The organism is Pseudomonas sp. c313 (genome assembly GCF_055407145.1).
Genome location: NZ_JBUZRD010000020.1, coordinates 15068 through 40781, shown reverse-complemented (window position 1 = coordinate 40781; position 25714 = coordinate 15068). Strand labels below are relative to the sequence as shown.

Genomic DNA, 25714 nt, shown 5'->3' with positions numbered 1-25714 from the left:
GTCGCCCTCATGCAGTTGCGCTTCACTTCGTTCGCTGTGGTCAGCTTACGGCGGGACTTGCACCCGCAAGATTGCGCCCATGCTGGGCGCACATAAAAAACCCCCGAAGCCGATGGCTGCGGGGGTTTTGGGTGTTGCTCGATAATCCAGGTCTCAAGAGACCCTAGAACGGAATATCGTCATCAAAGCTGTCGAAGTCAGCTGCCGGTTGCGGGGCGGCCTGCTGTGGCGCTGGACGCGACTCACGCTGTGGCTGCTGAGGCTGCTGGCTTGGCTGCGGACGGGACTGCTGTGGACGTGGCGCCGAGTTGGACATGCCGCCCTGGCCCTGTTGGTCGCCCTGTGGACGGCCGCCCAGCAGTTGCATGGTGCCTTGCATGTCGACCACGATTTCAGTGGTGTAACGCTTGATACCGTCTTTTTCCCACTCGCGGGTCTGCAGCTTGCCTTCGATGTAGACCTGCGAACCTTTGCGCAGGTATTCACCGGCGATCTCTGCGACCTTGCCGAACATCGACACACGGTGCCATTCGGTTTTCTCGACCTTCTGGCCGGTTTGCTTGTCGGTCCACTGTTCGCTGGTCGCCAGACTCAGGTTGGTCACGGCGTTACCGTTAGGCAAGTAGCGAACTTCGGGATCCTGGCCGCATGTACCGACCAATATGACTTTGTTAACCCCACGGGCCATAACGTTCTCCTAAGCTGGGCGCGCTGTTGGCACTGGATTGACCAGTTGCTCAAGCGTCGCGCGATCCAATAATTCGGTGTCCAATTTGATGTAAATGGCGGCTTCTTCAGCCACCACGACTGCATCCGTTACTCCGACGACGGCCTTCAGGCGCTCTACCAGACCGGCTTCACGAATCGCTTCGGGCGATAACGGCAGGCGCAGGCTTGTGACGTATGGAGGTTCGCGCATGGTAACAGCAAAGACCAGCCAAAGTGCAGCCAGCCCGGCGCATCCAAGGAACACAACCGACAAACCGCCATGCTGGTACATCCAGCCACCCATGATCCCGCCGAGTGCCGAACCGAGGAACTGACTGGTGGAATACACCCCCATTGCCGTGCCCTTGCCGCCGGCCGGTGAAACTTTACTGATCAGCGAAGGCAATGAAGCCTCCAGCAGGTTGAACGCGGTAAAGAACACCACCGTGCCAATCACCAACGCCCGTAGGTTGTCGCCGAACTGCCAGAAGAATAGCTCAGTGAGCATCAATGTCGCGACGGAGCCCAGTAGAACTCGTTTCATTTTGCGTTTCTTCTCGCCATAGATGATGAACGGGATCATGGCGAAGAATGAAATCAGCAGCGCGGTGAGGTAAACCCACCAGTGCTGCTCCTTGGGCAGCCCGGCTTTTTCTACCAGGGCCAGGGGCAAGGCGACGAAGCTGCACATCAGCATTGCGTGTAATACGAAGATACCTAAATCCAGGCGCAGCAGGTCCGGGTGCTTGAGTGTGGGCAACAGCGCCTCGCGGGCGACGCCTGACTCGCGATGCTGCAACGGGCCAGCGGAGCGCGGAACCATGAAGGCAACGATCAGGATGCCCACCAGGGCCATACCGCCCGTGGCCAGGAACAACCCCGACAAGCCGAAGGCACGGGTCAGCAACGGGCCGACCACCATGGCCACGGCGAACGACAGCCCGATGGTCATGCCGATCATGGCCATGGCTTTGGTACGGTGCTGCTCGCGGGTCAGGTCAGAGAGTAGCGCCATGACGGCAGCAGAAATCGCCCCGGCACCTTGCAGGACGCGTCCGGCGATCACGCCCCAGATCGAATCGGCATTGGCCGCCAGCACGCTGCCGAGGGCGAAAACGATCAGCCCGAGGTAAATCACCGGCCGGCGGCCGATGCGGTCGGAAATGAACCCAAACGGAATCTGAAAAATCGCCTGGGTCAGGCCATAGGCCCCAATTGCCAGGCCGATGAGGGCCGGGGTCGCGCCTGCGAGGTCCATTCCATAGGTCGCCAGGACCGGCAACACCATAAACATGCCAAGCATACGGAAGGCGAACACCAGGGCCAGACCGCTTGCCGCGCGGGTCTCGCTGCCACTCATGCGTTCGCTGTGGGGATCGTGCATGGAAAAACCTCGTGTGAACCGGCGGCGATTCTATCAGTCCCATCGTTTGAGAGGGTATATGCGGCGCTTTGCCGCGCAGCTTTCATGTAAGGCTGCGCCGGGTGACTTGATAGTGTGTATTCATCCAGTATTTAACCGTATACTCCTGCGTTTACGCCCGCCGTGCGAGGCCACTTTGGACAAGATCGTGATTCGTGGGGCTCGAACCCACAACTTGAAGAACATCGACCTGACCCTGCCACGGGACAAACTGATCGTTATCACCGGCCTGTCCGGGTCCGGCAAGTCGTCCCTGGCGTTCGACACGCTGTATGCCGAAGGCCAGCGTCGCTATGTGGAATCGCTGTCGGCCTATGCCCGGCAGTTTTTGTCGATGATGGAAAAACCAGACGTCGACACCATCGAAGGCCTGTCGCCGGCGATCTCCATCGAACAGAAGTCGACGTCCCATAACCCGCGCTCCACCGTGGGCACCATTACCGAAATCTACGATTACCTGCGCCTGCTGTATGCCCGCGTCGGTATTCCGCGCTGCCCGGATCACGACATCCCGCTGGAAGCCCAGACCGTCAGCCAAATGGTCGACCTGGTACTGGCCCAGCCCGAAGGCGCCAAGCTGATGCTGCTGGCACCGGTGATTCGCGAGCGCAAGGGTGAACACCTTTCAGTGTTCGAAGAGTTGCGCGCCCAGGGTTTCGTTCGGGCGCGGGTCAACGGCAAGCTCTGTGAGTTGGACGAGCTGCCCAAGCTGGATAAACAGAAGAAACACTCCATTGATGTGGTCGTCGACCGCTTCAAGGTGCGTGCCGATCTGCAACAGCGCCTGGCTGAGTCGTTCGAGACCGCGTTGAAACTGGCGGACGGTATCGCCCTGGTGGCGCCGATGGACGACGAGCCCGGCGAAGAAATCATCTTCTCCGCGCGCTTTGCCTGCCCGATCTGCGGCCATGCCATCAGCGAGCTGGAACCCAAGCTGTTTTCCTTCAACAATCCGGCCGGCGCTTGCCCAACCTGTGATGGCCTAGGGATTAAGCAATTCTTCGACATCAAGCGTCTGGTCAACGGTGACCTGACGTTGGCGGAGGGTGCGATACGCGGCTGGGACAGGCGTAACGTCTATTACTTCCAGATGCTCGGCTCATTGGCCTCGCACTATAAGTTCAGCCTGGAAGTGCCGTTCAACGAACTGCCGGCCGAGCAGCAGAAAGTCATCCTGCATGGCAGCGGTTCGCAGAACGTCGACTTCAAGTACCTGAACGACCGGGGCGACATCGTCAAACGCTCCCATCCGTTCGAAGGGATCGTGCCAAACCTGGAACGGCGCTACCGCGAGACCGAGTCGGCCAGTGTGCGCGAGGAACTGGCCAAGTTCCTCAGCACCCAATCGTGCCCGGATTGCCGGGGCACCCGCCTGCGTCGCGAGGCGCGGCATGTGTGGGTTGGCGAGAAGACGTTGCCGGCAGTGACCAACCTGCCGATTGGCGATGCCTGCGAATACTTTGGCACGCTGAAATTGACCGGTCGTCGTGGGGAAATTGCCGACAAGATCCTCAAGGAAATTCGTGAGCGCCTGCAGTTCCTGGTCAACGTTGGCCTGGATTATCTGTCACTGGACCGCAGCGCCGACACCCTTTCCGGTGGTGAAGCGCAGCGGATTCGCTTGGCGAGTCAGATTGGCGCCGGCCTGGTAGGAGTGCTGTACATCCTCGATGAGCCGTCCATCGGCTTGCATCAGCGCGACAACGACCGTTTGCTCGGTACGCTGAAGCACCTGCGGGACATCGGTAACACCGTGATCGTGGTCGAACATGACGAGGATGCCATTCGTCTGGCCGACTATGTCGTCGACATCGGCCCCGGCGCGGGCGTGCATGGTGGGCATATTGTTGCCGAGGGCACGCCAGCGCAAGTCATGGCTCATCCTGACTCGTTGACCGGCAAGTACCTGTCAGGCCGGGTGAAGATTGCCGTGCCAGCCGAACGCACCCCACGTAACAAGAAGATGGCGCTGCACCTCAAGGGTGCGCGTGGCAACAATCTGCGCAATGTCGACCTGGAGATTCCGCTGGGCCTGCTGACGTGCGTGACCGGCGTGTCCGGATCAGGCAAATCGACTCTGATCAACAATACGCTGTACCCCTTGAGCGCTACCGCACTGAACGGCGCGACCACCCTGGAGGCCGCGGCTCACGACAGCATCAAGGGCCTGGAGCATCTGGACAAGGTGGTCGATATCGACCAGAGCCCGATTGGACGTACACCGCGCTCCAACCCGGCGACCTACACCGGACTGTTCACGCCGATTCGCGAGTTGTTCGCTGGCGTACCGGAGTCCCGCTCCCGTGGTTACGGCCCGGGGCGGTTTTCCTTCAACGTCAAGGGCGGACGCTGTGAGGCTTGCCAGGGCGATGGCCTGATCAAGGTAGAGATGCACTTTCTGCCGGACATCTACGTGCCGTGCGATGTATGCAAGAGCAAGCGCTACAACCGTGAAACCCTGGAGATCAAGTACAAGGGCAAGAACATCCACGAAACGCTGGAAATGACTATTGAAGAAGCGCGAGTGTTCTTTGATGCGGTCCCGGCACTAGCGCGCAAGCTGCAGACGCTGATGGATGTCGGCCTGTCGTACATCAAGCTGGGGCAATCGGCGACTACCTTGTCCGGTGGCGAGGCACAGCGGGTGAAACTGTCCCGTGAGCTGTCCAAACGCGATACCGGCAAGACCCTGTATATCCTTGATGAGCCGACCACCGGTCTGCACTTCGCTGATATCCAGCAGTTGCTGGACGTGCTGCATCGCTTGCGCGACCACGGCAATACAGTGGTAGTGATTGAACACAACCTGGACGTGATCAAGACTGCCGACTGGCTGGTGGATCTCGGCCCTGAGGGCGGCTCCAAAGGTGGGCAGATCATTGCCGTCGGTACACCGGAAGAAGTGTCGGAGATGAAGCAGTCTCACACTGGCTTCTATCTCAAGGCATTGTTGGCTCGCGACAAGGCCTGATCCAGGCTTATGAAAAAGCCCCTGTCACCGTTGAGGTGACAGGGGCTTTTTTGATGCCGGCGGAATCAGAACTGCGATTGCAGGTAGTTTTCCAGACCGATCAACTTGATCAGACCCAACTGCTTCTCCAGCCAGTAAGTGTGATCTTCTTCAGTGTCATTCAACTGCACCCGCAGGATTTCCCGGGTGACATAGTCGTTGTGCTGCTCGCAGAGCTCAATGCCCTTGCACAGTGCAGCACGGACCTTGTACTCAAGGCGCAAGTCGCTGGCGAGCATGTCAGGCACCGTGGTGCCGGTATCCAGATCGTCGGGACGCATACGTGGCGTACCTTCGAGCATCAGGATGCGGCGCATCAGCGCGTCAGCGTGCTGTGCCTCTTCTTCCATTTCGTGGTTGATACGTTCGTAGAGCTCAGTAAAGCCCCAGTCTTCGTACATCCGCGAGTGAACGAAATATTGGTCACGAGCTGCCAGTTCGCCCGTCAGCAACGTGTTGAGGTAATCGATTACGTCGGGGTGACCTTGCATCGCCCTACATCTCCCTTCTTGAAAGGCTGTAGTTTGAACCATGATGACCTGCAGGTCACGGGACCAACGGCAGAAAAGCGATGATATTCAGAGAAAATCAGCTGAAATAACGCAAAAACCGCCCAAATGAGGGCGGTTCTGCTTATCACTTAGAGTTGGTTAAGCGATACACCCAGTGCAGATGCGACACCTTCTCCATAAGCAGAGTCGGCCCTGAAGAAATGCTGCAATTGGCGCTGGACTACATCGCTGGAAACTCCGGCCATTGCCCCGGCGATGTTGTTGATCAGCAGGGCTTTCTGCTCATCGTTCATCAGGCGGAACAGCGCACCAGCGTGGCTATAGTAGTCAGTGTCTTCACGGTGATCGTAACGGTCAGCCGCACCGCTCAGGGCCAGGGCAGGCTCGGCGAACTGCGCAGCTTGCTTCGGCGCGTCGGCGTAGCTGTTTGGCTCGTAGTTGGGAGCCGCGCCGCCGTTGCTACCGAACGCCATTGAACCGTCTCGCTGGTAGCTGTTGACCGGACTGCGTGGCGCATTCACCGGCAGGTGCTGGTGATTGGTGCCGATACGGTAGCGGTGAGCATCGGCGTAAGCGAACACACGGCCTTGCAGCATACGGTCTGGCGACAGGCCTACACCTGGGACCATATTGCTTGGACCAAACGCGGCCTGCTCTACTTCAGCAAAGTAGTTCTGCGGGTTACGATTCAGCTCCAGCTCACCCACTTCGATCAGAGGGAACTCTTTTTGCGACCAGGTCTTGGTCACGTCAAAGGGGTTCTCATAGTGAGTATTCGCCTGAGCTTCGGTCATGATCTGGATGCAGACGCGCCATTTCGGGAAATCACCGCGCTCAATAGCTCCGAACAGGTCGCGCTGGGCGTAATCAGGATCGGTACCGGCCAGCCGTGCTGCGTCAGCAGGCGCGAGGTTTTTGATGCCCTGTTTGGTCTTGTAGTGCCACTTCACCCAGTGCCGTTCACCCGTGGCGCTGATGAGGCTATAGGTGTGGCTGCCGAAGCCGTGCATGTGACGGTAGCCGTCCGGGATGCCTCGGTCCGAAAACAGGATAGTGACCTGGTGCAGCGCCTCAGGGGAGTGGGACCAGAAGTCCCACATCATCTGCCCACTCTTCAAATTGCTTTGCGGCAAACGTTTTTGAGTGTGGATAAAGTCAGGGAATTTCAACGGATCACGGATGAAGAACACCGGGGTGTTGTTGCCGACGATGTCCCAGTTGCCTTCTTCGGTGTAGAACTTCAAGGCGAAACCACGCGGGTCGCGCTCGGTGTCAGCCGAACCGCGTTCGCCGCCAACGGTGGAGAAGCGCAAAAAGGTCGGCGTTTGTTTACCCACAGACTCGAACAGCTTGGCGCTGGAGTACTGCGTAATGTCTTGAGTGACGGTGAAGGTACCGTAGGCACCCGATCCTTTGGCGTGTACGCGACGCTCCGGGATGTTTTCACGGTTGAAGTGCGCAAGCTTCTCGATCAGGTGAAAGTCGTCGAGCAGCAGCGGGCCACGGGGGCCTGCGGAACGGGAATTCTGATTGTCCGCAACGGGCGCGCCGCTGGCGGTGGTAAGGACTTTAGTCTGGCTCATGCTCAATCTTCCTCAGGTCAGTCTTGGAACTGCCGGCTAATCGGCTGGGAGGGAGTATTGACCATCAGAATGACACCATCAAATTCAATAAATCATGGTCTTTGATAGAGAATAACTAACGATCCATCGGAGCACATAGCTATTGCCTTGATTGTGGAGGTGGCAGTGACTCAAAAATATAGACGCCTTTTTTCCAGGCACAAAAAACCGGGCGCTAGGCCCGGTTCTTCGTTACAGACTGACGTCTTACTCAGCGGATACAGCTTCACCGCCAACTGGACGATCGATCAGCTCAACGTACGCCATAGGCGCGTTGTCACCAGAGCGGAAACCGCACTTGAGGATGCGCAGGTAGCCACCCTCACGGGTAGCGTAACGCTTGCCCAGGTCGTTGAAGAGCTTACCAACGATAACTTTCGAACGAGTACGGTCGAAAACCAAACGGCGGTTAGCCAGGCTGTCTGTCTTGGCCAAAGTGATCAGCGGCTCAGCAACGCGACGCAGTTCTTTAGCTTTCGGCAGTGTAGTTTTGATCAGCTCGTGCTCAAACAGCGACACCGCCATGTTTTGAAACATGGCCTTGCGGTGCGAGCTGGTACGGCTCAGGTGACGACCACTTTTACGATGACGCATGGTTCATTCCTTACCAAACTCACGTTCGGTGATTACGACGATCAGGCAGTCGCCTTGTCGTCCTTCTTAAGACTTGCAGGCGGCCAGTTGTCGAGGCGCATGCCGAGGGACAGACCGCGGGAGGCCAGAACGTCCTTGATTTCAGTCAAGGATTTCTTGCCCAGGTTCGGAGTCTTCAACAGTTCTACTTCGGTACGCTGAATCAGGTCGCCGATGTAGTAAATGTTTTCCGCCTTAAGGCAGTTAGCCGAACGTACAGTCAGTTCCAGATCGTCAACCGGGCGAAGCAGGATCGGATCGATCTCGTCTTCTTGCTCGATTACCACTGGCTCACTATCACCTTTGAGGTCGACGAACGCAGCCAACTGCTGTTGCAGAATGGTTGCAGCACGGCGGATAGCCTCTTCAGGATCTAGAGTACCGTTGGTTTCCAGATCAATAACCAGCTTGTCCAGGTTAGTACGCTGCTCGACACGGGCGTTTTCCACCACGTATGCGATACGGCGAACCGGGCTGAACGAAGAGTCAAGCTGCAAGCGACCAATGCTGCGGCTTTCGTCTTCATCGCTCTGACGCGAGTCGGCCGGTTCATAACCACGACCACGAGCTACAGTGAGCTTCATGTTCAGGGCGCCGTTAGACGCCAGGTTAGCGATTACGTGATCGGGATTAACGATCTCGACATCATGATCCAGCTGAATATCGGCAGCGGTAACCACCCCCGAACCCTTCTTCGACAAGGTCAGCGTAACTTCGTCACGGCCATGCAGCTTGATAGCCAGACCTTTAAGGTTCAACAGGATTTCAATTACGTCTTCCTGTACACCTTCGATGGCGCTGTACTCGTGGAGCACACCGTCAATCTCGGCCTCGACTACTGCACAGCCGGGCATTGAGGACAACAGGATGCGGCGCAGCGCGTTGCCCAGGGTGTGGCCAAAACCACGCTCGAGAGGCTCGAGAGTGATCTTGGCGCGGGTTGGACTGACAACCTGCACATCAATGTGACGGGGTGTCAGGAACTCATTTACCGAAATCTGCATGGATGCACCTATTTTCTAGCCCTTACTTGGAGTAGAGCTCGACAATCAGGCTTTCGTTGATGTCGGCGGACAGATCACTGCGAGCAGGAACGTTCTTGAAAACGCCCGACTTCTTCTCAGTGTCTACTTCTACCCATTCTACGCGGCCACGTTGGGCACACAGATCGAGAGCTTGGACAATGCGAAGTTGGTTTTTTGCTTTCTCGCGAATCGCGACCACGTCACCAGCACGAATCTGGTAGGACGGGACGTTAACGGTTTGGCCGTTTACGCTGACGGATTTGTGCGATACCAGCTGACGGGATTCGGCACGAGTCGAACCAAAGCCCATACGGTATACAACGTTGTCCAGACGGCATTCGAGCAGTTGCAGCAGGTTTTCACCGGTTGCACCTTTCTTGCCAGCAGCTTCTTTGTAGTAGCCGCTGAATTGACGCTCGAGAACGCCGTAGATACGACGGACCTTCTGCTTTTCACGCAGTTGGGTGCCGTAATCGGACTGGCGACCGCGGCGTTGGCCGTGGATACCAGGTGCTGCTTCAATGTTGCACTTCGATTCGATCGCGCGCACGCCGCTCTTCAGAAAGAGATCGGTGCCTTCGCGACGAGCGAGTTTGCATTTTGGACCAATGTAACGAGCCATTCTTTACAATCTCCTGGATTACACGCGGCGCTTCTTCGGCGGACGGCACCCGTTGTGCGGGATTGGCGTCACGTCGGTGATGCTGGCGATCTTATAGCCACAGCCGTTCAATGCACGGACAGCAGACTCACGACCTGGACCTGGACCTTTGACGTTAACGTCGAGGTTTTTCAGGCCATATTCCAGCGCAGCTTGACCAGCACGTTCAGCAGCTACTTGAGCAGCGAACGGGGTGGACTTGCGAGAACCGCGGAAACCCGAACCACCGGAGGTAGCCCAAGAAAGCGCGTTACCCTGACGGTCGGTAATGGTCACGATGGTGTTGTTAAAAGAAGCATGGATGTGGGCGATGCCATCAACCACTGTCTTTTTAACTTTTTTACGAGGACGAGCAGCAGGTTTTGCCATGATTAATTTCCTGTCGATTCGCTGGGGCGATTACTTGCGGATCGGCTTACGCGGACCTTTACGGGTACGCGCGTTAGTCTTGGTACGCTGACCGCGTACTGGAAGACCACGACGATGACGCAGACCGCGATAGCAACCGAGGTCCATCAAACGCTTGATTTTCATGTTGATTTCGCGACGCAGGTCACCTTCAGTGGTGAACTTCGCCACTTCGCCACGCAGCTGTTCAATCTGCTCGTCGCTCAGATCTTTGATCTTTGCGGCTGGGTTTACCCCAGTCACTGCGCAAATTTTCTGCGCAGTAGTGCGACCAACACCATAGATGTAGGTCAGCGAGATAACAGTGTGCTTGTTATCTGGAATGTTAACGCCTGCAATACGGGCCATTCAGTGGGACTCCAATTGACAGCTACCTACGCCCCGGAAGCCAAGAAATAGGGCGCGAGATAATATCGCTGTAATAACAAATAATCAACCCGGCAGCGCACTAGCTGCCGGGCTTCAAGCGGATCACACTCAGCCTTGGCGCTGTTTGTGACGCGGTTCCGCGCTGCAAATTACTCGAACAACACCTTCGCGGCGAATAATTTTGCAGTTACGGCACAGCTTTTTCACCGATGCACGAACTTTCATCACCAACTCCTCGAACCTTATGGGTACTCAGCGCAACATGCCGCTGCCGTAACCCTTCAGGTTGGCTTTCTTCATCAGGGATTCGTACTGGTGCGAAACGAGGTGCGATTGTACTTGAGACATGAAGTCCATCACAACCACGACCACGATCAGCAACGAGGTCCCCCCAAGGTAGAACGGAACGTTTGCCGCAACCACCAGGAACTGGGGCAGCAGACACACGGCCGTCATATATAGAGCACCGAACATGGTCAAGCGAGTCAGAACGCCATCAATGTAGCGCGCAGACTGCTCACCTGGACGGATGCCCGGAATAAAGGCACCGGACTTCTTCAGGTTTTCCGCTACGTCTTTCGGATTGAACATCAACGCCGTATAGAAGAAGCAGAAGAAAATAATCCCTGCACTAAACAGCAGAATATTCAACGGCTGACCAGGAGCGATCGACTGCGAGATGTCCTGCAACCAGCCCATACCTTCAGACTGACCAAACCAGGCACCCAACGAAGCCGGAAACAGCAAAATGCTGCTCGCGAAGATAGCAGGAATTACCCCGGCCATATTCACTTTCAGCGGCAAGTGGCTGGTCTGCGCAGCAAAAACCTTGCGGCCCTGCTGACGCTTGGCGTAATGAACAGCAATACGACGCTGACCACGCTCAATGAACACCACAAAACCGATAATCGCTACTGCCAGCAAACCGATGGCAACCAGGGCAAAGATATTGATATCACCCTGACGCGCAGACTCGAAAGACTGCCCAATTGCTCTCGGAAGACCGGCGACGATACCTGCGAAAATCAACATCGAGATACCGTTACCAACACCGCGCTCAGTAATCTGCTCACCCAGCCACATCATGAACATCGCACCAGCCACAAATGTGGATACCGCAACGAAATGGAAGCCAAAGTCACCAGTGAACGCAACACCCTGCCCAGCCAGGCCAACGGACATGCCGATAGCTTGGACCAAGGCGAGAATGACAGTGCCGTAGCGGGTGTACTGGCTAATCTTGCGACGGCCAGCTTCACCTTCCTTCTTCAACTGCTCCAGCTGCGGGCTGACGGCGGTCATCAGCTGCATGATGATCGATGCCGAGATGTACGGCATGATCCCCAATGCAAAGATGCTCATCCGTTCCAGCGCGCCGCCGGAAAACATGTTGAACAAGCTAAGAATGGTCCCCTCATTCTGTCGAAACAGGTCTGCGAGTCGGTCCGGGTTGATACCTGGAACCGGGATGTGTGCGCCTATTCGGTAGACGATAATCGCCAGGAACAGAAAACGCAGACGAGCCCAAAGTTCAGACATACCGCCTTTGCCGAGCGCTGAGAGAGCACCTTGCTTAGCCATTTATTCCTCGAACTTGCCGCCAGCTGCTTCGATAGCCGAACGCGCACCTTTGGTGGCGCCGATTCCCTTGCCGATAGTGACAGCGCGAGTCACTTCACCGGACAGCATGATTTTCACACGCTGTACGTTGACGTTGATCACGTTGGCATCTTTCAGGGTCTGCACGGTAACGATGTCGCCTTCCACTTTAGCCAGCTCGGACAGACGCACTTCTGCGCGGTCCATGGCTTTCAGGGAAACGAAACCGAATTTCGGCAGGCGACGATGCAGCGGCTGTTGACCGCCTTCAAAGCCTGGAGCAATAGTGCCACCGGAGCGGGAGGACTGACCTTTGTGGCCACGGCCACCGGTCTTGCCCAAACCACTACCGATACCACGGCCCGGACGATGCTTTTCACGACGGGAACCCGGCGCTGGACTCAGATCATTGAGTTTCATCGATTAACCCTCGACACGCAGCATGTAGTAAGCCTTGTTGATCATCCCGCGATTCTCGGGAGTATCAAGTACTTCTACAGTGTGACCGATGCGACGCAGACCCAAACCCTTAACACACAATTTGTGGTTAGGGATGCGACCGGTCATGCTTTTGATCAGCGTTACTTTAACGGTAGCCATGATCAGAAGATCTCCTTGACGCTTTTGCCACGCTTGGCGGCAATAGATTCAGGAGACTGCATTGCTTTCAAACCCTTGAACGTAGCGTGAACCACGTTTACCGGGTTAGTCGAGCCGTAGCACTTGGCCAGAACGTTCTGAACGCCGGCAACTTCGAGGACAGCACGCATAGCGCCGCCAGCGATGATACCAGTACCTTCAGAAGCAGGCTGCATGTACACCTTCGAAGCGCCATGAGCGGACTTCATTGCGTACTGCAGCGTGGTGCCGTTCAGATCAACTTGGATCATGTTGCGGCGAGCAGCTTCCATTGCCTTCTGGATCGCAGCAGGCACTTCACGTGACTTGCCACGGCCGAAGCCAACGCGCCCCTTACCATCACCCACCACGGTCAACGCGGTGAAAGTGAAGATACGGCCGCCTTTAACGGTTTTGGCTACGCGGTTAACTTGAACCAGCTTCTCAATGTAGCCTTCGTCGCGCTTTTGGTCGTTATTTGACATAACTTAGAACTCCAGCCCAGCTTCACGAGCAGCATCAGCCAGCGCCTTGACGCGACCGTGATACTTGAAGCCAGAGCGGTCGAAAGCCACCTGCGAGACGCCAGCGGCTTTTGCACGCGTAGCGACCAGCTGGCCAACCTTAGTGGCCGCGTCGATGTTGCCAGTGGCGCCATCACGCAGTTCTTTATCCAAAGTCGAGGCGCTTGCCAGGACCTGGTTGCCGTCGGCCGAGATGACCTGGGCGTAAATGTGCTGCGACGAGCGGAACACGCAGAGACGCACGACTTCGAGTTCGTGCATTTTCAGGCGTGCTTTGCGAGCGCGACGCAGTCGAGTAACTTTTTTGTCGGTCATTTGCTATGCCCTACTTCTTCTTGGCTTCTTTACGACGGACGACTTCGTCCGCGTAGCGCACACCTTTGCCTTTGTACGGCTCAGGTGGACGGAAGTCGCGGATCTCAGCGGCCACCTGACCTACCAGCTGCTTATCGATACCCTTGATCAGGATATCGGTTTGGCTAGGGGTCTCAGCGGTGATGCCTTCCGGCAGTTCGTAATCCACTGGGTGCGAGAAGCCAAGGGCCAGGTTCAAAACCGTGCCTTTTGCTTGCGCTTTGTAACCAACACCGACCAGCTGGAGCTTACGCTCGAAGCCTTGGCTTACGCCTTGGACCATGTTGTTTACCAACGCACGAGTGGTACCGGCCATTGCGCGAGTTTGTTGATCGCCATTGCGAGCAGCAAAACGCAGCTCACCGGCTTCTTCAACGACCTCAACGGACGAATGGATGTTCAGTTCTAGAGTGCCCTTGGCACCCTTCACCGAAAGCTGGCCACCTGCGAATTTGACTTCGACACCGGCTGGCAGCTTAACGGGGTTCTTAGCGACGCGTGACATGCTTATCCCCCCTTAGAACACTGTGCAAAGAACTTCGCCGCCGACACCGGCAGCGCGCGCAGCACGATCCGTCATCACACCTTTATTGGTGGAGACGATAGACACACCGAGACCGCCACGAACTTTCGGCAGATCTTCGACGGACTTGTACTGACGCAGGCCTGGACGGCTAACGCGCTTCACTTCCTCGATGACCGGACGGCCTTCGAAGTACTTCAGCTCGATGGACAGCAGTGGCTTGATTTCGCTGCTGATCTGATAACCCGCAATGTAGCCTTCGTCTTTCAGGACTTTGGCAACAGCAACCTTCAACGTGGAAGATGGCATGCTTACGACGGACTTTTCAGCCATCTGGGCATTACGGATTCGAGTTAGCATGTCCGCTAACGGGTCCTGCATACTCATGGGCTAGACGCTCCTATTACAAAAAAATTAGCCTTGCGGCTACTACGTGTCGCCGAGAATCTCCGAGCATAAAACACACGGGCTCAGGCGAGCCGCGTATTTTAGACACACCCCGGAAATGAATCAAGCCCCAAAAGGGGCTTGATTCAGATTCAAGGCCACCGATGGTCAGTATCTTGCGATTCTGACCATCGAGACTTCGAAAGTACTTACCAGCTAGCTTTAACCAGACCTGGTACGTCACCACGCATTGCCGCTTCACGCAGTTTGTTACGGCCGAGACCGAACTTGCGGTAAACGCCGTGTGGACGACCGGTCAGGCGGCAGCGGTTACGCATGCGCGAAGCGCTTGCGTCACGTGGCTGCTTCTGCAGGGCTACTGTAGCTTCCCAACGCGCTTCTGGACTTGCGTTCAGATCAACGATGATAGCTTTCAGTGCTGCACGCTTCTTGGCGTACTTGGCAACCGTGAGCTGACGTTTCAGCTCGCGGTTTTTCATGCTCATCTTGGCCATGGTCCTACTCCAATCAGTTGCGGAACGGGAATTTGAAAGCGCGCAGCAGTGCGCGACCTTCATCATCCGTCCGAGCAGTGGTGGTCAGGGTAATGTCCAGACCGCGGAGAGCATCGATCTTGTCGTAGTCGATTTCCGGGAAGATGATCTGCTCTTTAACGCCCATGCTGTAGTTACCACGACCATCGAAGGACTTGGCATTCAGGCCGCGGAAGTCGCGTACCCGAGGCAGGGAGATCGACAGCAGACGATCCAGGAATTCGTACATACGCTCACGGCGCAGAGTCACTTTGACGCCGATCGGCCAACCTTCACGGACTTTAAAGCCAGCGATGGATTTCCGAGCGTAAGTCACAACGACTTTTTGACCGGTGATCTTTTCCAGGTCAGCAACAGCGTGCTCGATGACTTTTTTGTCGCCGATCGCTTCGCCCAGACCCATGTTCAGGGTGATTTTGGTAACGCGCGGAACTTCCATCACATTCGAAAGCTTAAGTTCTTCCTTAAGTTTCGGTGCGATTTCCTTCCGGTAAATCTCTTTTAGTCGTGCCATGGTCTTCTACCTAGCAGTGTTCAAGCATCAACCGCTTTTTGGGTCGACTTGAAGACACGAATTTTCTTGCCGTCTTCTACTTTGAAACCAACGCGGTCAGCCTTGTTGGTTTCGCCGTTGAAAATGGCGACGTTAGAAGCGTGCAGTGGCGCTTCTTTCTCGACGATACCGCCTTGTACGCCCGACGCGGGGTTAGGCTTGGTATGACGCTTAACCAGGTTCAAACCACCGATGACCAGACGGTCATCAGCGAGAACCTTAAGCACCTTACCGCGCTTACCTTTGTCTTTGCCGGCGATCACGATGATCTCGTCGTCACGACGAATCTTTTGCATGTCGGATCTCCTTACAGCACTTCTGGGGCGAGCGAGACGATCTTCATGAACTTCTCAGTACGAAGTTCACGGGTCACTGGCCCAAAGATACGGGTGCCGATCGGCTCTTGCTTGTTGTTCAAAAGAACAGCAGCGTTGCCATCAAAGCGGATAATGGAGCCATCTGCACGGCGTACGCCGTGACGAGTGCGGACTACAACAGCAGTCATCACTTGGCCTTTTTTCACTTTACCGCGAGGAATTGCTTCCTTCACGGTAACTTTGATGATGTCACCGATACCAGCGTAACGACGATGGGAGCCACCCAGCACCTTGATGCACATAACGCGGCGAGCGCCGCTGTTATCGGCCACATCGAGCATGGATTGAGTCTGAATCATATAATTTCTCCGACCCCTAGTCCTTAGACTTCCACAGCGCGTTCGAGAACATCAACCAGTGCCCAAGACTTAGTCTTGGCCAGGGGACGAGTTTCACGAATAGTGACTTTGTCGCCGATGTGGCACTGATTGGTTTCGTCGTGCGCGTGCAGCTTAGTCGAACGCTTAACGTATTTACCGTAGATCGGGTGCTTAACGCGGCGCTCGATCAGAACGGTGATGGTTTTGTCCATCTTGTCGCTGACAACACGGCCAGTCAGCGTACGGACAGTTTTTTCGGCTTCAGCCATGATCACTTACCTGCCTGCTGGTTGAGCACAGTCTTCACGCGAGCAATGTCACGCTTAACTTGCGAGAGCAGATGAGACTGCCCCAACTGGCCAGTTGCTTTCTGCATACGCAGATTGAACTGGTCGCGCAGCAGGCCGAGCAGTTGCTCGTTCAGCTGCTGTGCGGATTTTTCACGAAGTTCATTCGCTTTCATCACATCACCGTCCGTTTAACAAAGGAGGTGGCGAGCGGCAGCTTTGCAGCAGCCAGGGCGAAAGCCTCACGCGCCAGCTCTTCAGTAACACCCTCGATTTCATACAGGACTTTGCCTGGCTGAATCTGGGCAACCCAATATTCCACGTTACCCTTACCTTTACCCATCCGAACTTCGAGTGGCTTCTTGGTTACAGGCTTGTCCGGGAATACACGGATCCAGATCTTGCCGCCACGTTTAACGTGACGGGTCAGTGCACGACGCGCTGACTCGATCTGACGAGCGGTGAGACGACCACGAGCTACAGACTTCAGCGCGAACTCGCCGAAGCTGACTTTGCTACCGCGCTGAGCCAGACCACGGTTGTGGCCTGTCATCTGCTTGCGGAACTTCGTACGCTTTGGTTGCAACATTTGGCGTACCCCTTACTTAGCAGCTTTTTTACGAGGCGCTGGTGCTTGTGGTTTCAGCTCTTCTTGGCGACCACCAATTACTTCGCCTTTGAAGATCCAAACCTTTACACCGATCACACCGTAGGTGGTGTGAGCTTCGTAGTTGGCATAGTCGATGTCGGCACGCAGGGTGTGCAGTGGCACACGACCTTCGCGATACCATTCAGTACGTGCGATTTCAGCACCGCCGAGACGACCGCTCACTTGGATTTTGATGCCTTTGGCACCAATGCGCATAGCGTTCTGTACAGCGCGCTTCATAGCGCGACGGAACATTACACGACGCTCCAGCTGCTGAGCTACGCTCTGCGCAACCAGCATACCGTCGAGCTCCGGCTTGCGGATCTCTTCGATATTGATGTGCACAGGCACACCCATTTGCTTGGTCAGGTCCTGACGCAGTTTCTCAACATCTTCACCTTTCTTCCCGATAACGATACCTGGACGAGCGGTGTGGATGGTGATACGTGCAGTTTGGGCCGGACGATGGATATCGATACGGCTTACGGACGCGCTTTTTAGTTTGTCTTGGAGATACTCGCGCACCTTCAGATCAGCGAACAAATAGTCCGCATAAGTCCGACCGTCTGCGTACCAGACGGAGGTGTGCTCCTTGACGATTCCCAGGCGAATGCCAATGGGATGTACTTTCTGACCCATCTCTTCGACTCCGTTACTTGTCAGCAACCTTGACAGTGATATGGCAAGACCGCTTGACGATGCGATCAGCCCGGCCTTTGGCACGAGGCATGATGCGCTTCAGCGAACGCCCTTCGTTGACGAAAACGGTGCTGACTTTAAGGTCATCAACGTCTGCGCCTTCGTTATGCTCGGCGTTGGCTACGGCCGACTCCAGCACTTTCTTGATGATCTCGGCGGCTTTCTTACTGCTGAAAGCCAACAGGTTGAGCGCTTCGCCCACCTTCTTCCCGCGGATCTGGTCGGCGACCAAGCGGGCTTTCTGGGCGGAGATTCGAGCGCCCGACAACTTAGCGGCTACTTCCATCATTCCTTACCCCTTAACGCTTGGCTTTCTTGTCTGCCACATGCCCACGATAAGTGCGGGTAGCGGCAAACTCGCCTAGTTTGTGGCCGACCATGTCTTCGTTCACAAGAACTGGGACATGCAGACGACCGTTATGCACAGCAATGGTCAAACCGACCATTTGTGGCAGGATCATCGAACGGCGCGACCAGGTTTTCACTGGTTTGCGATCGTTCTTTTCCGCCGCCACTTCGATCTTCTTCAGTAGGTGAAGATCAATAAAAGGACCTTTTTTCAGAGAACGTGGCACTGTCGTATCCCTCTATTTACTTGCGACGACGGACGATCATTTTGTCGGTACGCTTATTACCACGAGTCTTCGCGCCCTTAGTCGGGAAGCCCCACGGCGATACCGGATGACGACCACCAGAGGTACGACCTTCACCACCACCATGTGGGTGGTCAACCGGGTTCATGGCAACACCACGAACGGTTGGGCGAACGCCACGCCAGCGTTTGGCACCAGCTTTACCCAGCGAACGCAGGCTATGCTCGGAGTTCGAGACTTCGCCCAGGGTCGCACGGCATTCAGCCAATACTTTACGCATCTCACCAGAACGCAGACGCAGGGTCACGTAGACACCTTCACGAGCGATCAGCTGAGCCGAAGCACCAGCGGAACGAGCGATTTGCGCGCCTTTACCTGGCTTCAATTCGATGCCGTGTACGGTGCTACCAACTGGAATGTTACGCAGTTGCAGAGCGTTGCCCGGCTTGATCGGCGCCAGAGCACCTGCGATCAGCTGGTCACCAGCACTCACGCCTTTAGGGGCGATAATGTAGCGACGCTCGCCATCTGCGTACAGCAGCAGAGCGATGTGAGCAGTACGGTTTGGATCGTATTCGATACGCTCGACAGTGGCAGAGATGCCATCTTTGTCATTGCGACGGAAATCGACCAAACGATAATGCTGCTTATGGCCACCACCGATGTGACGAGTGGTAATGCGACCATTGTTGTTACGACCACCAGTCTTCGATTTCTTCTCGAGCAGCGGTGCGTGAGGAGCGCCTTTATGCAGCTCCTGGTTGACCACCTTGACCACAAAACGGCGGCCAGGGGAAGTCGGTTTGCATTTAACGATTGCCATGATGCACCCCTTCCTTACTCAGCACTGCTGCTGAAATCGAGATCTTGGCCTGGTTGAAGGGAGATAACTGCCTTCTTCCAGTCATTACGCTTGCCCAGACCGCGAGCAGTGCGCTTGCTCTTACCCAGAACATTCAGGGTAGTAACACGCTCTACTTTCACGCTGAACAGGCTTTCGACGGCCTTCTTGATTTCCAGCTTGGTTGCGTCAGTAGCAACCTTGAAAACGAACTGACCTTTCTTGTCAGCCAGAACCGTAGCCTTTTCGGAAACGTGCGGGCCAAGCAGAACTTTAAATACGCGTTCCTGGTTCATCCCAGCAGCTCCTCGAATTTCTTCACGGCCGACACGGTGATCAACACCTTGTCGTATGCGATCAGACTAACTGGATCGGAACCTTGCACGTCACGGACATCGACGTGTGGCAGGTTGCGAGCAGCCAGGTACAGGTTCTGATCAACAGCTTCGGACACGATCAGGACATCAGTCAGACCCATGCCATTCAGCTTGTTCAGCAGATCTTTGGTTTTCGGTGCTTCAACTACGAAGTCCTGAACCACGACCAGACGATCAGTACGCACGAGTTCAGCAAGGATGGAGCGCAGTGCTGCGCGATACATCTTCTTGTTGAGCTTCTGAGTGTGATCCTGTGGACGAGCTGCGAAAGTGGTACCGCCGCCACGCCAGATTGGGCTACGGATAGTACCGGCACGAGCACGGCCAGTACCTTTCTGACGCCAAGGGCGCTTACCGCCACCACGAACGTCGGAACGGGTCTTTTGCTGCTTGCTACCTTGACGGCCGCCAGCCATGTAGGCCACGACTGCTTGGTGAACGAGCGTCTCGTTGAATTCGCCGCCAAATGTCAGTTCGGAAACTTCGATCGCTTGAGCGTCATTTACATTTAATTGCATGTCAGCTTCCCCTTAACCGCGAGCCTTGGCCGCTGGACGTACAACCAGGTTGCCGCCAGTAGCGCCAGGAACAGCACCCTTGACCAACAACAGATTGCGTTCAGCGTCGACGCGCACTACTTCGAGGGACTGCACGGTCACGCGCTCAGCGCCCATATGACCGGACATTTTTTTGCCCTTGAATACACGACCAGGAGTCTGGCACTGGCCAATAGAGCCCGGGACGCGGTGGGAAACGGAGTTACCGTGAGTGTTGTCTTGGCCACGGAAATTCCAACGCTTGATCGTACCCTGGAAGCCTTTACCCTTGGACTGACCGGTTACATCAACCAGTTGACCAGCGGCGAAGATTTCAGCGTTGATCAGATCGCCAGCCTGGTAGTCGCCATCTTCAAGACGGAACTCCATGACAGTACGACCAGCTGCAACGTTTGCTTTAGCGAAGTGACCTGCTTGAGCAGCAGTCACACGCGAAGCACGACGCACGCCGACAGTGACTTGCACTGCACGATAGCCATCGGTTTCTTCAGTTTTAAACTGGGTGACGCGATTCGGCTCGATCTCAATGACCGTAACCGGAATGGAGACACCTTCTTCGGTGAAAATACGGGTCATACCGCATTTACGACCGACTACACCAATAGTCATGTTGTAAACCTCATGAGTGTACGGGGCTTTCACCCGCTATGGCCGCCCATTTCAGAGCGTTACACGACTAAGACCCAAGTCTTAGCCGAGGCTGATCTGCACTTCCACACCGGCCGCCAGATCAAGCTTCATAAGTGCATCAACGGTTTTATCCGTTGGCTGGACGATATCCAGTACGCGCTTATGAGTACGGATCTCGTACTGGTCACGCGCGTCTTTGTTGACGTGCGGGGAGACCAGAACGGTGAACCGCTCTTTACGGGTAGGCAGTGGAATTGGACCACGCACTTGAGCACCAGTACGTTTCGCGGTTTCCACGATTTCCTGGGTGGATTGGTCGATCAGGCGATGGTCAAAAGCCTTCAACCTGATACGGATTTGCTGATTTTGCATTGGATTTCAGACTCCAGATTGCTATTCCCACCGGACGCAATACGCCCGTTAAAAGGAGGCGCAATTCTATAGACGGGGCACCACAGTGTCAACCCAATAAAAAAGCCCCCGCTAAGCGGGGGCTTTTTCAAGTCATCGCTTATTAAGCGATGATTTTGGCTACGACGCCAGCGCCGACGGTACGACCGCCTTCACGGATAGCGAAACGCAGACCATCTTCCATTGCGATGGTTTTGATCAGGGTGACAACCATTTTGATGTTGTCGCCTGGCATTACCATTTCAACGCCTTCCGGCAGTTCGCAGTTACCGGTCACGTCAGTGGTCCGGAAGTAGAACTGTGGACGGTAGCCTTTGAAGAACGGAGTGTGACGACCGCCTTCTTCTTTGCTCAACACATACACTTCAGCTTCGAAGGTAGTGTGCGGCTTGACCGAACCTGGCTTGACCAGAACCTGGCCACGCTCAACGTCGTCACGCTTGGTACCGCGCAACAGAACGCCGCAGTTCTCGCCAGCACGACCTTCGTCGAGCAGCTTGCGGAACATTTCAACGCCAGTGCAGGTGGTGACAACAGTGTCACGCAGACCTACGATTTCCAGCGAATCCTGAACCTTAACGATACCGCGCTCGATACGACCAGTCACAACAGTACCGCGACCCGAGATCGAGAATACGTCTTCGATTGGCATCAGGAACGGCTTGTCGATAACACGAACTGGATCTGGAATGTAGCTGTCCAGAGTCTCAACCAGTTTACGAACGGCAGTGGTGCCCATTTCGTTGTCATCTTGGCCGTTCAGAGCCATCAGAGCGGAACCGATGATGATCGGAGTGTCGTCGCCCGGGAAGTCGTAAGTGCTCAGCAGATCGCGCACTTCCATCTCAACCAGTTCCAACAGCTCAGCGTCGTCAACCATGTCAGCCTTGTTCAGGAAGACAACGATGTACGGAACGCCTACCTGACGGGACAGCAGGATGTGTTCGCGGGTCTGCGGCATCGGACCATCAGCGGCCGAGCAAACCAGGATCGCGCCGTCCATCTGGGCAGCACCGGTGATCATGTTCTTCACATAGTCAGCGTGACCTGGGCAGTCAACGTGAGCGTAGTGACGCACCAGCGAGTTGTATTCAACGTGCGCAGTGTTGATGGTGATACCACGAGCCTTTTCTTCCGGAGCGCTGTCGATTTTGTCGAAAGCAACAACGGCCGAACCGAAAATTTCGGAGCAGACGCGAGTCAGAGCTGCAGTCAGCGTGGTTTTACCATGGTCAACGTGACCGATGGTGCCAACGTTGACGTGCGGGAGGTCACGTACAAATTTTTCTTTAGCCACGACAATTAACTCCTTGCCTAAAGGACTGAATCAGCCTTGTTTTTTGGTAACAGTTTCGACGATATGCGACGGAGCTGTATTGTATTTTTTGAATTCCATAGAGTAGCTTGCGCGACCCTGGGACATGGAACGAACGTCGGTCGCATAACCAAACATCTCGCCCAACGGAACCTCAGCACGAATCACTTTGCCGGAAACCGTATCTTCCATACCCAAGATCATGCCGCGACGACGGTTAAGGTCGCCCATGACATCACCCATATAGTCTTCAGGCGTAACAACTTCTACCGCCATGATTGGCTCAAGCAACTCACCACCGCCCTTCTGGGCCAGTTGCTTGGTTGCCATGGAGGCAGCCACCTTAAACGCCATCTCGTTGGAGTCGACGTCGTGGTAAGAACCATCAAAAACGGTTGCCTTCAGGCCGATCAGCGGATAACCGGCAACAACGCCGTTTTTCATCTGCTCTTCGATACCCTTCTGGATCGCCGGGATGTATTCCTTAGGAACCACACCACCCACGACTTCGTTCACGAATTGCAGACCTTCCTGACCTTCATCAGCCGGTGCAAAACGAATCCAGCAATGACCAAACTGGCCACGACCACCGGATTGACGAACGAACTTGCCTTCGATTTCACAGCTCTTCGTGATGCGCTCACGATAGGAAACCTGAGGCTTACCGATGTTGGCTTCGACGTTGAACTCACGGCGCATCCGGTCAACCAGGATGTCCAGGTGCAACTCGCCCATGCCAGAGATGATCGTTTGACCAGTCTCTTCATCAGTTTTGACGCGGAAAGATGGATCTTCCTGAGCAAGCTTGCCCAGAGCAACACCCATTTTTTCCTGGTCATCCTTGGTCTTTGGCTCAACGGCAACCGAAATAACCGGCTCCGGGAAGTCCATGCGAACCAGGATGATTGGCTTGTCAGCAGTGCACAAAGTCTCACCAGTGGTGACGTCCTTCATGCCGATCAAGGCCGCGATGTCACCAGCGCGCACTTCCTTGATTTCTTCACGGGCGTTTGCGTGCATTTGCACCATACGACCCACGCGCTCTTTCTTGCCTTTAACCGAGTTGATCACGCCGTCACCGGAGCTCAACACGCCCGAGTAAACTCGAACGAAGGTCAAAGTACCCACGAATGGGTCGGTAGCGATCTTGAACGCCAGCGCCGAGAACGGCTCGCTGTCGTCTGCATGACGCTCCAGTTCGATAGTCTCGTCATCCGGGTCAGTACCCTTGATGGCAGGAATGTCGACTGGGGCCGGCAGGTAGTCGATAACAGCATCGAGAACCAGGGGAACACCCTTGTTCTTGAAAGAAGAACCGCAAACAGCCAAGACGATTTCGCCAGCGATAGTACGCTGACGCAGACCGGCCTTGATTTCCTCGATGGTGAGTTCTTCACCTTCAAGGTACTTGTTCATCAGCTCGTCACTGGATTCGGCCGCAGCCTGCACCATGTTGTCACGCCACTCTTCAGCCAGCGCCTGCAAGTCTGCAGGAATAGCCTCGCGACGAGGAACAGTGCCCTTGTCTGCATCGTTCCAATACACAGCTTCCATACGCATCAGGTCGACCTGACCCTGGAAGTTGTCTTCGGAACCAATAGCCAACTGGATCGGCACCGGAGTGTGACCCAGGCGCTTTTTGATCTGTTCGATCACGCGCAGGAAGTTCGCACCAGCACGGTCCATCTTGTTCACGTAAACAAGACGTGGAACACCGTATTTGTTGGCTTGACGCCATACGGTTTCCGACTGCGGCTCAACACCCGAGGTGCCGCAGAACACAACTACCGCGCCATCGAGCACACGCAGGGAACGCTCAACTTCAATAGTGAAGTCAACGTGGCCTGGGGTGTCGATGACGTTGAAGCGGTGATTGTCTGCGTATTGCTTCTCAGAGCCCTTCCAGAAGGTGGTAATAGCAGCAGAAGTAATGGTAATACCACGCTCCTGCTCTTGCACCATCCAGTCGGTGGTCGCGGCGCCGTCATGCACCTCGCCCATCTTGTGACTTTTGCCAGTGTAAAAAAGGACGCGCTCGGTGGTGGTGGTTTTACCAGCATCCACGTGAGCGACGATACCGATGTTACGGTAGCGACTAATCGGAGTAGTACGAGCCATAAAGCCCTCGCAAAATTAGTGAAGCTGAAATTAGAAGCGGTAGTGCGAGAAAGCCTTGTTGGCTTCAGCCATACGGTGCACGTCTTCACGCTTCTTAACAGCAGCACCTTTACCTTCGGCAGCATCCAACAGTTCGCCAGCCAAACGCAGAGCCATAGACTTCTCGCCGCGCTTACGGGCGAAGTCTACCAACCAGCGCATTGCCAGAGCGTTACGACGGGACGGGCGAACTTCGACCGGAACCTGGTAAGTAGCACCGCCTACACGGCGCGACTTCACTTCGACCAGCGGAGCGATGGCGTCGAGAGCTTTCTCGAAGATTTCCAGGGGGTCGCTGTTCTTGCGTTCTTTAACCTTTTCCAGCGCGCCATAAACGATACGCTCGGCAACGGCTTTTTTGCCGCTTTCCATCACGTGGTTCATGAACTTGGCCAGAATTTGGCTTCCGTATTTTGGATCGTCAAGCACTTCGCGCTTGGCTGCTACGCGTCTTCTTGGCATGGATAAGCCCTCAAACGGTCTTCAGGTTCGCTCGGAATCGGTGCCCTTGCGGGACGCCTCCGACCTTACTCTTATCGACTCAGAAAATAAGATGATTCAGTTTTACAAAAAGCCACTACTACTTAGGCTTCTTGGTACCGTACTTCGAACGACCCTGGTTACGACCTTTTACGCCGGAGGTATCCAAGGAGCCGCGCACGGTGTGATAACGAACACCTGGCAAGTCTTTTACACGACCGCCACGGATCAGTACCACGCTGTGTTCTTGCAGGTTGTGGCCTTCACCGCCGATGTACGAGGAAACCTCGAAACCGTTGGTCAGACGCACACGGCATACTTTACGCAGTGCCGAGTTAGGTTTTTTCGGCGTAGTGGTATACACGCGAGTGCATACGCCACGACGTTGCGGGCAGTTCTGCAGCGCAGGCACGTCGGATTTCTCGACGATACGCTTACGCGGCTGACGTACCAGCTGGTTGATAGTTGCCATCTACTAGCTCCACTGTTGTCTTGCGACGCTATTGTCTTGCAAGAAAAGCAAAATGGCAGGAACGAA

Annotated in this window: 37 protein-coding genes; 1 reads left to right on the top strand and 36 read right to left on the bottom strand. The window is 55.4% G+C overall.

Features of this window, described 5'->3' with window-relative positions:
• Positions 1-163 precede the first annotated feature (163 nt).
• A complete protein-coding gene (locus ACZRKZ_RS26670) occupies positions 164-688 on the bottom strand; it encodes a single-stranded DNA-binding protein (RefSeq protein ID WP_133103468.1) in 525 nt (174 codons plus the stop codon).
• A gap of 9 nt (positions 689-697) precedes the next feature.
• A complete protein-coding gene (locus ACZRKZ_RS26665) occupies positions 698-2092 on the bottom strand; it encodes an MFS transporter (protein WP_463983125.1) in 1395 nt (464 codons plus the stop codon).
• A gap of 175 nt (positions 2093-2267) precedes the next feature.
• Here ACZRKZ_RS26665 and uvrA point away from each other — a divergent pair, with 175 nt between their 5' ends.
• A complete protein-coding gene (gene uvrA, locus ACZRKZ_RS26660; protein ID WP_463967400.1) occupies positions 2268-5102 on the top strand; it encodes an excinuclease ABC subunit UvrA in 2835 nt (944 codons plus the stop codon).
• 65 nt (positions 5103-5167) lie between these two features.
• On the opposite strand, the gene bfr is transcribed toward uvrA, so the two are convergent.
• The 34 genes from bfr to rpsL all read right to left on the bottom strand — a co-directional run bounded on the left by bfr (position 5168) and on the right by rpsL (position 25648).
• A complete protein-coding gene (gene bfr, locus ACZRKZ_RS26655) occupies positions 5168-5632 on the bottom strand; it encodes a bacterioferritin (RefSeq protein ID WP_133103471.1) in 465 nt (154 codons plus the stop codon).
• 149 nt (positions 5633-5781) lie between these two features.
• The gene (locus tag ACZRKZ_RS26650; protein ID WP_463983124.1) at positions 5782-7236 is read right to left on the bottom strand and encodes a catalase; all 1455 of its coding nucleotides are present in this window, start codon (positions 7234-7236) and stop codon (positions 5782-5784) included.
• 246 nt (positions 7237-7482) lie between these two features.
• Complete coding sequence (rplQ, locus tag ACZRKZ_RS26645; protein ID WP_133103473.1) at positions 7483-7869, bottom strand: 50S ribosomal protein L17; 387 nt, start codon at positions 7867-7869, stop codon at positions 7483-7485.
• A 41-nt stretch (positions 7870-7910) separates the two neighbouring features.
• A complete protein-coding gene (locus ACZRKZ_RS26640) occupies positions 7911-8912 on the bottom strand; it encodes a DNA-directed RNA polymerase subunit alpha (protein WP_003176403.1) in 1002 nt (333 codons plus the stop codon).
• Positions 8913-8934: 22 nt separating this feature from the next.
• Complete coding sequence (rpsD, locus tag ACZRKZ_RS26635) at positions 8935-9555, bottom strand: 30S ribosomal protein S4 (RefSeq protein ID WP_133103474.1); 621 nt, start codon at positions 9553-9555, stop codon at positions 8935-8937.
• 18 nt (positions 9556-9573) lie between these two features.
• Positions 9574-9963, bottom strand: coding sequence for a 30S ribosomal protein S11 (gene rpsK, locus ACZRKZ_RS26630; protein WP_002555466.1), 390 nt, complete (start codon positions 9961-9963; stop codon positions 9574-9576).
• A gap of 30 nt (positions 9964-9993) precedes the next feature.
• The gene (rpsM, locus tag ACZRKZ_RS26625; protein WP_003186020.1) at positions 9994-10350 is read right to left on the bottom strand and encodes a 30S ribosomal protein S13; all 357 of its coding nucleotides are present in this window, start codon (positions 10348-10350) and stop codon (positions 9994-9996) included.
• 129 nt (positions 10351-10479) lie between these two features.
• Positions 10480-10596 (bottom strand): 50S ribosomal protein L36, encoded by a 117-nt coding sequence (rpmJ, locus tag ACZRKZ_RS26620; RefSeq protein WP_002555468.1) that lies wholly within the window; start codon positions 10594-10596, stop codon positions 10480-10482.
• 27 nt (positions 10597-10623) lie between these two features.
• Positions 10624-11952, bottom strand: coding sequence for a preprotein translocase subunit SecY (gene secY / locus ACZRKZ_RS26615; RefSeq protein WP_003210064.1), 1329 nt, complete (start codon positions 11950-11952; stop codon positions 10624-10626).
• Positions 11953-12390 (bottom strand): 50S ribosomal protein L15, encoded by a 438-nt coding sequence (gene rplO, locus ACZRKZ_RS26610; RefSeq protein ID WP_003210066.1) that lies wholly within the window; start codon positions 12388-12390, stop codon positions 11953-11955. It abuts the gene before it with no gap.
• A gap of 3 nt (positions 12391-12393) precedes the next feature.
• Positions 12394-12570: a 50S ribosomal protein L30 gene (rpmD, locus tag ACZRKZ_RS26605; protein ID WP_003186033.1), complete on the bottom strand. Its 177-nt coding sequence runs from the start codon at positions 12568-12570 to the stop codon at positions 12394-12396.
• A 2-nt stretch (positions 12571-12572) separates the two neighbouring features.
• Entirely contained in the window at positions 12573-13073 is a 501-nt protein-coding gene (rpsE, locus tag ACZRKZ_RS26600; RefSeq protein WP_003186035.1) for a 30S ribosomal protein S5, read from the bottom strand.
• A 3-nt stretch (positions 13074-13076) separates the two neighbouring features.
• Entirely contained in the window at positions 13077-13427 is a 351-nt protein-coding gene (gene rplR, locus ACZRKZ_RS26595; RefSeq protein WP_122486025.1) for a 50S ribosomal protein L18, read from the bottom strand.
• 10 nt (positions 13428-13437) lie between these two features.
• Positions 13438-13971, bottom strand: a complete 534-nt coding sequence (gene rplF, locus ACZRKZ_RS26590) for a 50S ribosomal protein L6 (RefSeq protein WP_010174584.1) — start codon at positions 13969-13971, stop codon at positions 13438-13440.
• A gap of 12 nt (positions 13972-13983) precedes the next feature.
• Positions 13984-14376 (bottom strand): 30S ribosomal protein S8, encoded by a 393-nt coding sequence (gene rpsH, locus ACZRKZ_RS26585; RefSeq protein ID WP_017848802.1) that lies wholly within the window; start codon positions 14374-14376, stop codon positions 13984-13986.
• A 209-nt stretch (positions 14377-14585) separates the two neighbouring features.
• Positions 14586-14891: a 30S ribosomal protein S14 gene (gene rpsN, locus ACZRKZ_RS26580; protein WP_003176414.1), complete on the bottom strand. Its 306-nt coding sequence runs from the start codon at positions 14889-14891 to the stop codon at positions 14586-14588.
• A 13-nt stretch (positions 14892-14904) separates the two neighbouring features.
• Positions 14905-15444 carry a 50S ribosomal protein L5 gene (rplE, locus tag ACZRKZ_RS26575; RefSeq protein ID WP_003186044.1) on the bottom strand — a complete coding sequence of 180 codons (540 nt, stop codon included), beginning with the start codon at positions 15442-15444 and terminating at the stop codon, positions 14905-14907.
• Between the two features lie 20 nt (positions 15445-15464).
• Positions 15465-15779 carry a 50S ribosomal protein L24 gene (gene rplX, locus ACZRKZ_RS26570; RefSeq protein WP_029299388.1) on the bottom strand — a complete coding sequence of 105 codons (315 nt, stop codon included), beginning with the start codon at positions 15777-15779 and terminating at the stop codon, positions 15465-15467.
• A gap of 11 nt (positions 15780-15790) precedes the next feature.
• Positions 15791-16159, bottom strand: a complete 369-nt coding sequence (gene rplN, locus ACZRKZ_RS26565) for a 50S ribosomal protein L14 (RefSeq protein WP_002555479.1) — start codon at positions 16157-16159, stop codon at positions 15791-15793.
• A 23-nt stretch (positions 16160-16182) separates the two neighbouring features.
• On the bottom strand, positions 16183-16449 hold the full coding sequence (rpsQ, locus tag ACZRKZ_RS26560) for a 30S ribosomal protein S17 (RefSeq protein ID WP_003176419.1): 267 nt from the start codon (positions 16447-16449) through the stop codon (positions 16183-16185).
• A gap of 2 nt (positions 16450-16451) precedes the next feature.
• Positions 16452-16643 carry a 50S ribosomal protein L29 gene (rpmC, locus tag ACZRKZ_RS26555; protein WP_002555481.1) on the bottom strand — a complete coding sequence of 64 codons (192 nt, stop codon included), beginning with the start codon at positions 16641-16643 and terminating at the stop codon, positions 16452-16454.
• Positions 16643-17056: a 50S ribosomal protein L16 gene (rplP, locus tag ACZRKZ_RS26550; RefSeq protein WP_133103477.1), complete on the bottom strand. Its 414-nt coding sequence runs from the start codon at positions 17054-17056 to the stop codon at positions 16643-16645. Before rplP ends, rpmC begins: the two co-directional genes overlap by 1 nt.
• 12 nt (positions 17057-17068) lie before the next feature.
• On the bottom strand, positions 17069-17755 hold the full coding sequence (rpsC, locus tag ACZRKZ_RS26545; protein WP_003176422.1) for a 30S ribosomal protein S3: 687 nt from the start codon (positions 17753-17755) through the stop codon (positions 17069-17071).
• 13 nt (positions 17756-17768) lie between these two features.
• Positions 17769-18101, bottom strand: a complete 333-nt coding sequence (gene rplV, locus ACZRKZ_RS26540) for a 50S ribosomal protein L22 (protein ID WP_003210077.1) — start codon at positions 18099-18101, stop codon at positions 17769-17771.
• A gap of 13 nt (positions 18102-18114) precedes the next feature.
• Entirely contained in the window at positions 18115-18390 is a 276-nt protein-coding gene (gene rpsS / locus ACZRKZ_RS26535) for a 30S ribosomal protein S19 (RefSeq protein ID WP_133103478.1), read from the bottom strand.
• 16 nt (positions 18391-18406) lie between these two features.
• Positions 18407-19231, bottom strand: coding sequence for a 50S ribosomal protein L2 (rplB, locus tag ACZRKZ_RS26530; RefSeq protein WP_003176423.1), 825 nt, complete (start codon positions 19229-19231; stop codon positions 18407-18409).
• A gap of 14 nt (positions 19232-19245) precedes the next feature.
• Positions 19246-19545, bottom strand: coding sequence for a 50S ribosomal protein L23 (gene rplW, locus ACZRKZ_RS26525; RefSeq protein ID WP_002555488.1), 300 nt, complete (start codon positions 19543-19545; stop codon positions 19246-19248).
• On the bottom strand, positions 19542-20144 hold the full coding sequence (rplD, locus tag ACZRKZ_RS26520; protein ID WP_149413630.1) for a 50S ribosomal protein L4: 603 nt from the start codon (positions 20142-20144) through the stop codon (positions 19542-19544). The genes rplW and rplD overlap by 4 nt, the downstream gene beginning before the upstream one ends.
• 12 nt (positions 20145-20156) lie before the next feature.
• Complete coding sequence (gene rplC / locus ACZRKZ_RS26515) at positions 20157-20792, bottom strand: 50S ribosomal protein L3 (RefSeq protein WP_133103480.1); 636 nt, start codon at positions 20790-20792, stop codon at positions 20157-20159.
• 81 nt (positions 20793-20873) lie between these two features.
• Positions 20874-21185: a 30S ribosomal protein S10 gene (gene rpsJ, locus ACZRKZ_RS26510; protein WP_003186070.1), complete on the bottom strand. Its 312-nt coding sequence runs from the start codon at positions 21183-21185 to the stop codon at positions 20874-20876.
• Between the two features lie 142 nt (positions 21186-21327).
• Positions 21328-22521 (bottom strand): elongation factor Tu, encoded by a 1194-nt coding sequence (tuf, locus tag ACZRKZ_RS26505; RefSeq protein ID WP_133103481.1) that lies wholly within the window; start codon positions 22519-22521, stop codon positions 21328-21330.
• Between the two features lie 30 nt (positions 22522-22551).
• Complete coding sequence (gene fusA / locus ACZRKZ_RS26500; RefSeq protein ID WP_149413631.1) at positions 22552-24657, bottom strand: elongation factor G; 2106 nt, start codon at positions 24655-24657, stop codon at positions 22552-22554.
• Between the two features lie 30 nt (positions 24658-24687).
• Positions 24688-25158 (bottom strand): 30S ribosomal protein S7, encoded by a 471-nt coding sequence (gene rpsG / locus ACZRKZ_RS26495; protein ID WP_002555493.1) that lies wholly within the window; start codon positions 25156-25158, stop codon positions 24688-24690.
• Positions 25159-25276: 118 nt separating this feature from the next.
• On the bottom strand, positions 25277-25648 hold the full coding sequence (gene rpsL, locus ACZRKZ_RS26490) for a 30S ribosomal protein S12 (protein ID WP_002555494.1): 372 nt from the start codon (positions 25646-25648) through the stop codon (positions 25277-25279).
• Between the last annotated feature and the right edge of the window lie 66 nt (positions 25649-25714).

Coding starts and splice junctions, on each gene's coding strand:
- ACZRKZ_RS26670 (WP_133103468.1), bottom strand. CDS start 688: ATGGCCCGTGGGGTTAACAAAGTCATATTGGTCGGTACATGCGGCCAG.
- ACZRKZ_RS26665 (WP_463983125.1), bottom strand. CDS start 2,092: ATGCACGATCCCCACAGCGAACGCATGAGTGGCAGCGAGACCCGCGCG.
- bfr (WP_133103471.1), bottom strand. CDS start 5,632: ATGCAAGGTCACCCCGACGTAATCGATTACCTCAACACGTTGCTGACG.
- ACZRKZ_RS26650 (WP_463983124.1), bottom strand. CDS start 7,236: ATGAGCCAGACTAAAGTCCTTACCACCGCCAGCGGCGCGCCCGTTGCG.
- rplQ (WP_133103473.1), bottom strand. CDS start 7,869: ATGCGTCATCGTAAAAGTGGTCGTCACCTGAGCCGTACCAGCTCGCAC.
- ACZRKZ_RS26640 (WP_003176403.1), bottom strand. CDS start 8,912: ATGCAGATTTCGGTAAATGAGTTCCTGACACCCCGTCACATTGATGTG.
- rpsD (WP_133103474.1), bottom strand. CDS start 9,555: ATGGCTCGTTACATTGGTCCAAAATGCAAACTCGCTCGTCGCGAAGGC.
- rpsK (WP_002555466.1), bottom strand. CDS start 9,963: ATGGCAAAACCTGCTGCTCGTCCTCGTAAAAAAGTTAAAAAGACAGTG.
- rpsM (WP_003186020.1), bottom strand. CDS start 10,350: ATGGCCCGTATTGCAGGCGTTAACATTCCAGATAACAAGCACACTGTT.
- rpmJ (WP_002555468.1), bottom strand. CDS start 10,596: ATGAAAGTTCGTGCATCGGTGAAAAAGCTGTGCCGTAACTGCAAAATT.
- secY (WP_003210064.1), bottom strand. CDS start 11,952: ATGGCTAAGCAAGGTGCTCTCTCAGCGCTCGGCAAAGGCGGTATGTCT.
- rplO (WP_003210066.1), bottom strand. CDS start 12,390: ATGAAACTCAATGATCTGAGTCCAGCGCCGGGTTCCCGTCGTGAAAAG.
- rpmD (WP_003186033.1), bottom strand. CDS start 12,570: ATGGCTACCGTTAAAGTAACGCTGATCAAAAGCATGACCGGTCGCATC.
- rpsE (WP_003186035.1), bottom strand. CDS start 13,073: ATGTCAAATAACGACCAAAAGCGCGACGAAGGCTACATTGAGAAGCTG.
- rplR (WP_122486025.1), bottom strand. CDS start 13,427: ATGACCGACAAAAAAGTTACTCGACTGCGTCGCGCTCGCAAAGCACGC.
- rplF (WP_010174584.1), bottom strand. CDS start 13,971: ATGTCACGCGTCGCTAAGAACCCCGTTAAGCTGCCAGCCGGTGTCGAA.
- rpsH (WP_017848802.1), bottom strand. CDS start 14,376: ATGAGTATGCAGGACCCGTTAGCGGACATGCTAACTCGAATCCGTAAT.
- rpsN (WP_003176414.1), bottom strand. CDS start 14,891: ATGGCCAAGATGAGCATGAAAAACCGCGAGCTGAAACGTCAGCTCACG.
- rplE (WP_003186044.1), bottom strand. CDS start 15,444: ATGGCACGACTAAAAGAGATTTACCGGAAGGAAATCGCACCGAAACTT.
- rplX (WP_029299388.1), bottom strand. CDS start 15,779: ATGCAAAAGATTCGTCGTGACGACGAGATCATCGTGATCGCCGGCAAA.
- rplN (WP_002555479.1), bottom strand. CDS start 16,159: ATGATTCAGACTCAATCCATGCTCGATGTGGCCGATAACAGCGGCGCT.
- rpsQ (WP_003176419.1), bottom strand. CDS start 16,449: ATGGCTGAAGCCGAAAAAACTGTCCGTACGCTGACTGGCCGTGTTGTC.
- rpmC (WP_002555481.1), bottom strand. CDS start 16,643: ATGAAAGCGAATGAACTTCGTGAAAAATCCGCACAGCAGCTGAACGAG.
- rplP (WP_133103477.1), bottom strand. CDS start 17,056: ATGTTGCAACCAAAGCGTACGAAGTTCCGCAAGCAGATGACAGGCCAC.
- rpsC (WP_003176422.1), bottom strand. CDS start 17,755: ATGGGTCAGAAAGTACATCCCATTGGCATTCGCCTGGGAATCGTCAAG.
- rplV (WP_003210077.1), bottom strand. CDS start 18,101: ATGGAAGTAGCCGCTAAGTTGTCGGGCGCTCGAATCTCCGCCCAGAAA.
- rplB (WP_003176423.1), bottom strand. CDS start 19,231: ATGGCAATCGTTAAATGCAAACCGACTTCCCCTGGCCGCCGTTTTGTG.
- rplW (WP_002555488.1), bottom strand. CDS start 19,545: ATGAACCAGGAACGCGTATTTAAAGTTCTGCTTGGCCCGCACGTTTCC.
- rplD (WP_149413630.1), bottom strand. CDS start 20,144: ATGCAATTAAATGTAAATGACGCTCAAGCGATCGAAGTTTCCGAACTG.
- rplC (WP_133103480.1), bottom strand. CDS start 20,792: ATGACTATTGGTGTAGTCGGTCGTAAATGCGGTATGACCCGTATTTTC.
- rpsJ (WP_003186070.1), bottom strand. CDS start 21,185: ATGCAAAATCAGCAAATCCGTATCAGGTTGAAGGCTTTTGACCATCGC.
- fusA (WP_149413631.1), bottom strand. CDS start 24,657: ATGGCTCGTACTACTCCGATTAGTCGCTACCGTAACATCGGTATCGTC.
- rpsG (WP_002555493.1), bottom strand. CDS start 25,158: ATGCCAAGAAGACGCGTAGCAGCCAAGCGCGAAGTGCTTGACGATCCA.
- rpsL (WP_002555494.1), bottom strand. CDS start 25,648: ATGGCAACTATCAACCAGCTGGTACGTCAGCCGCGTAAGCGTATCGTC.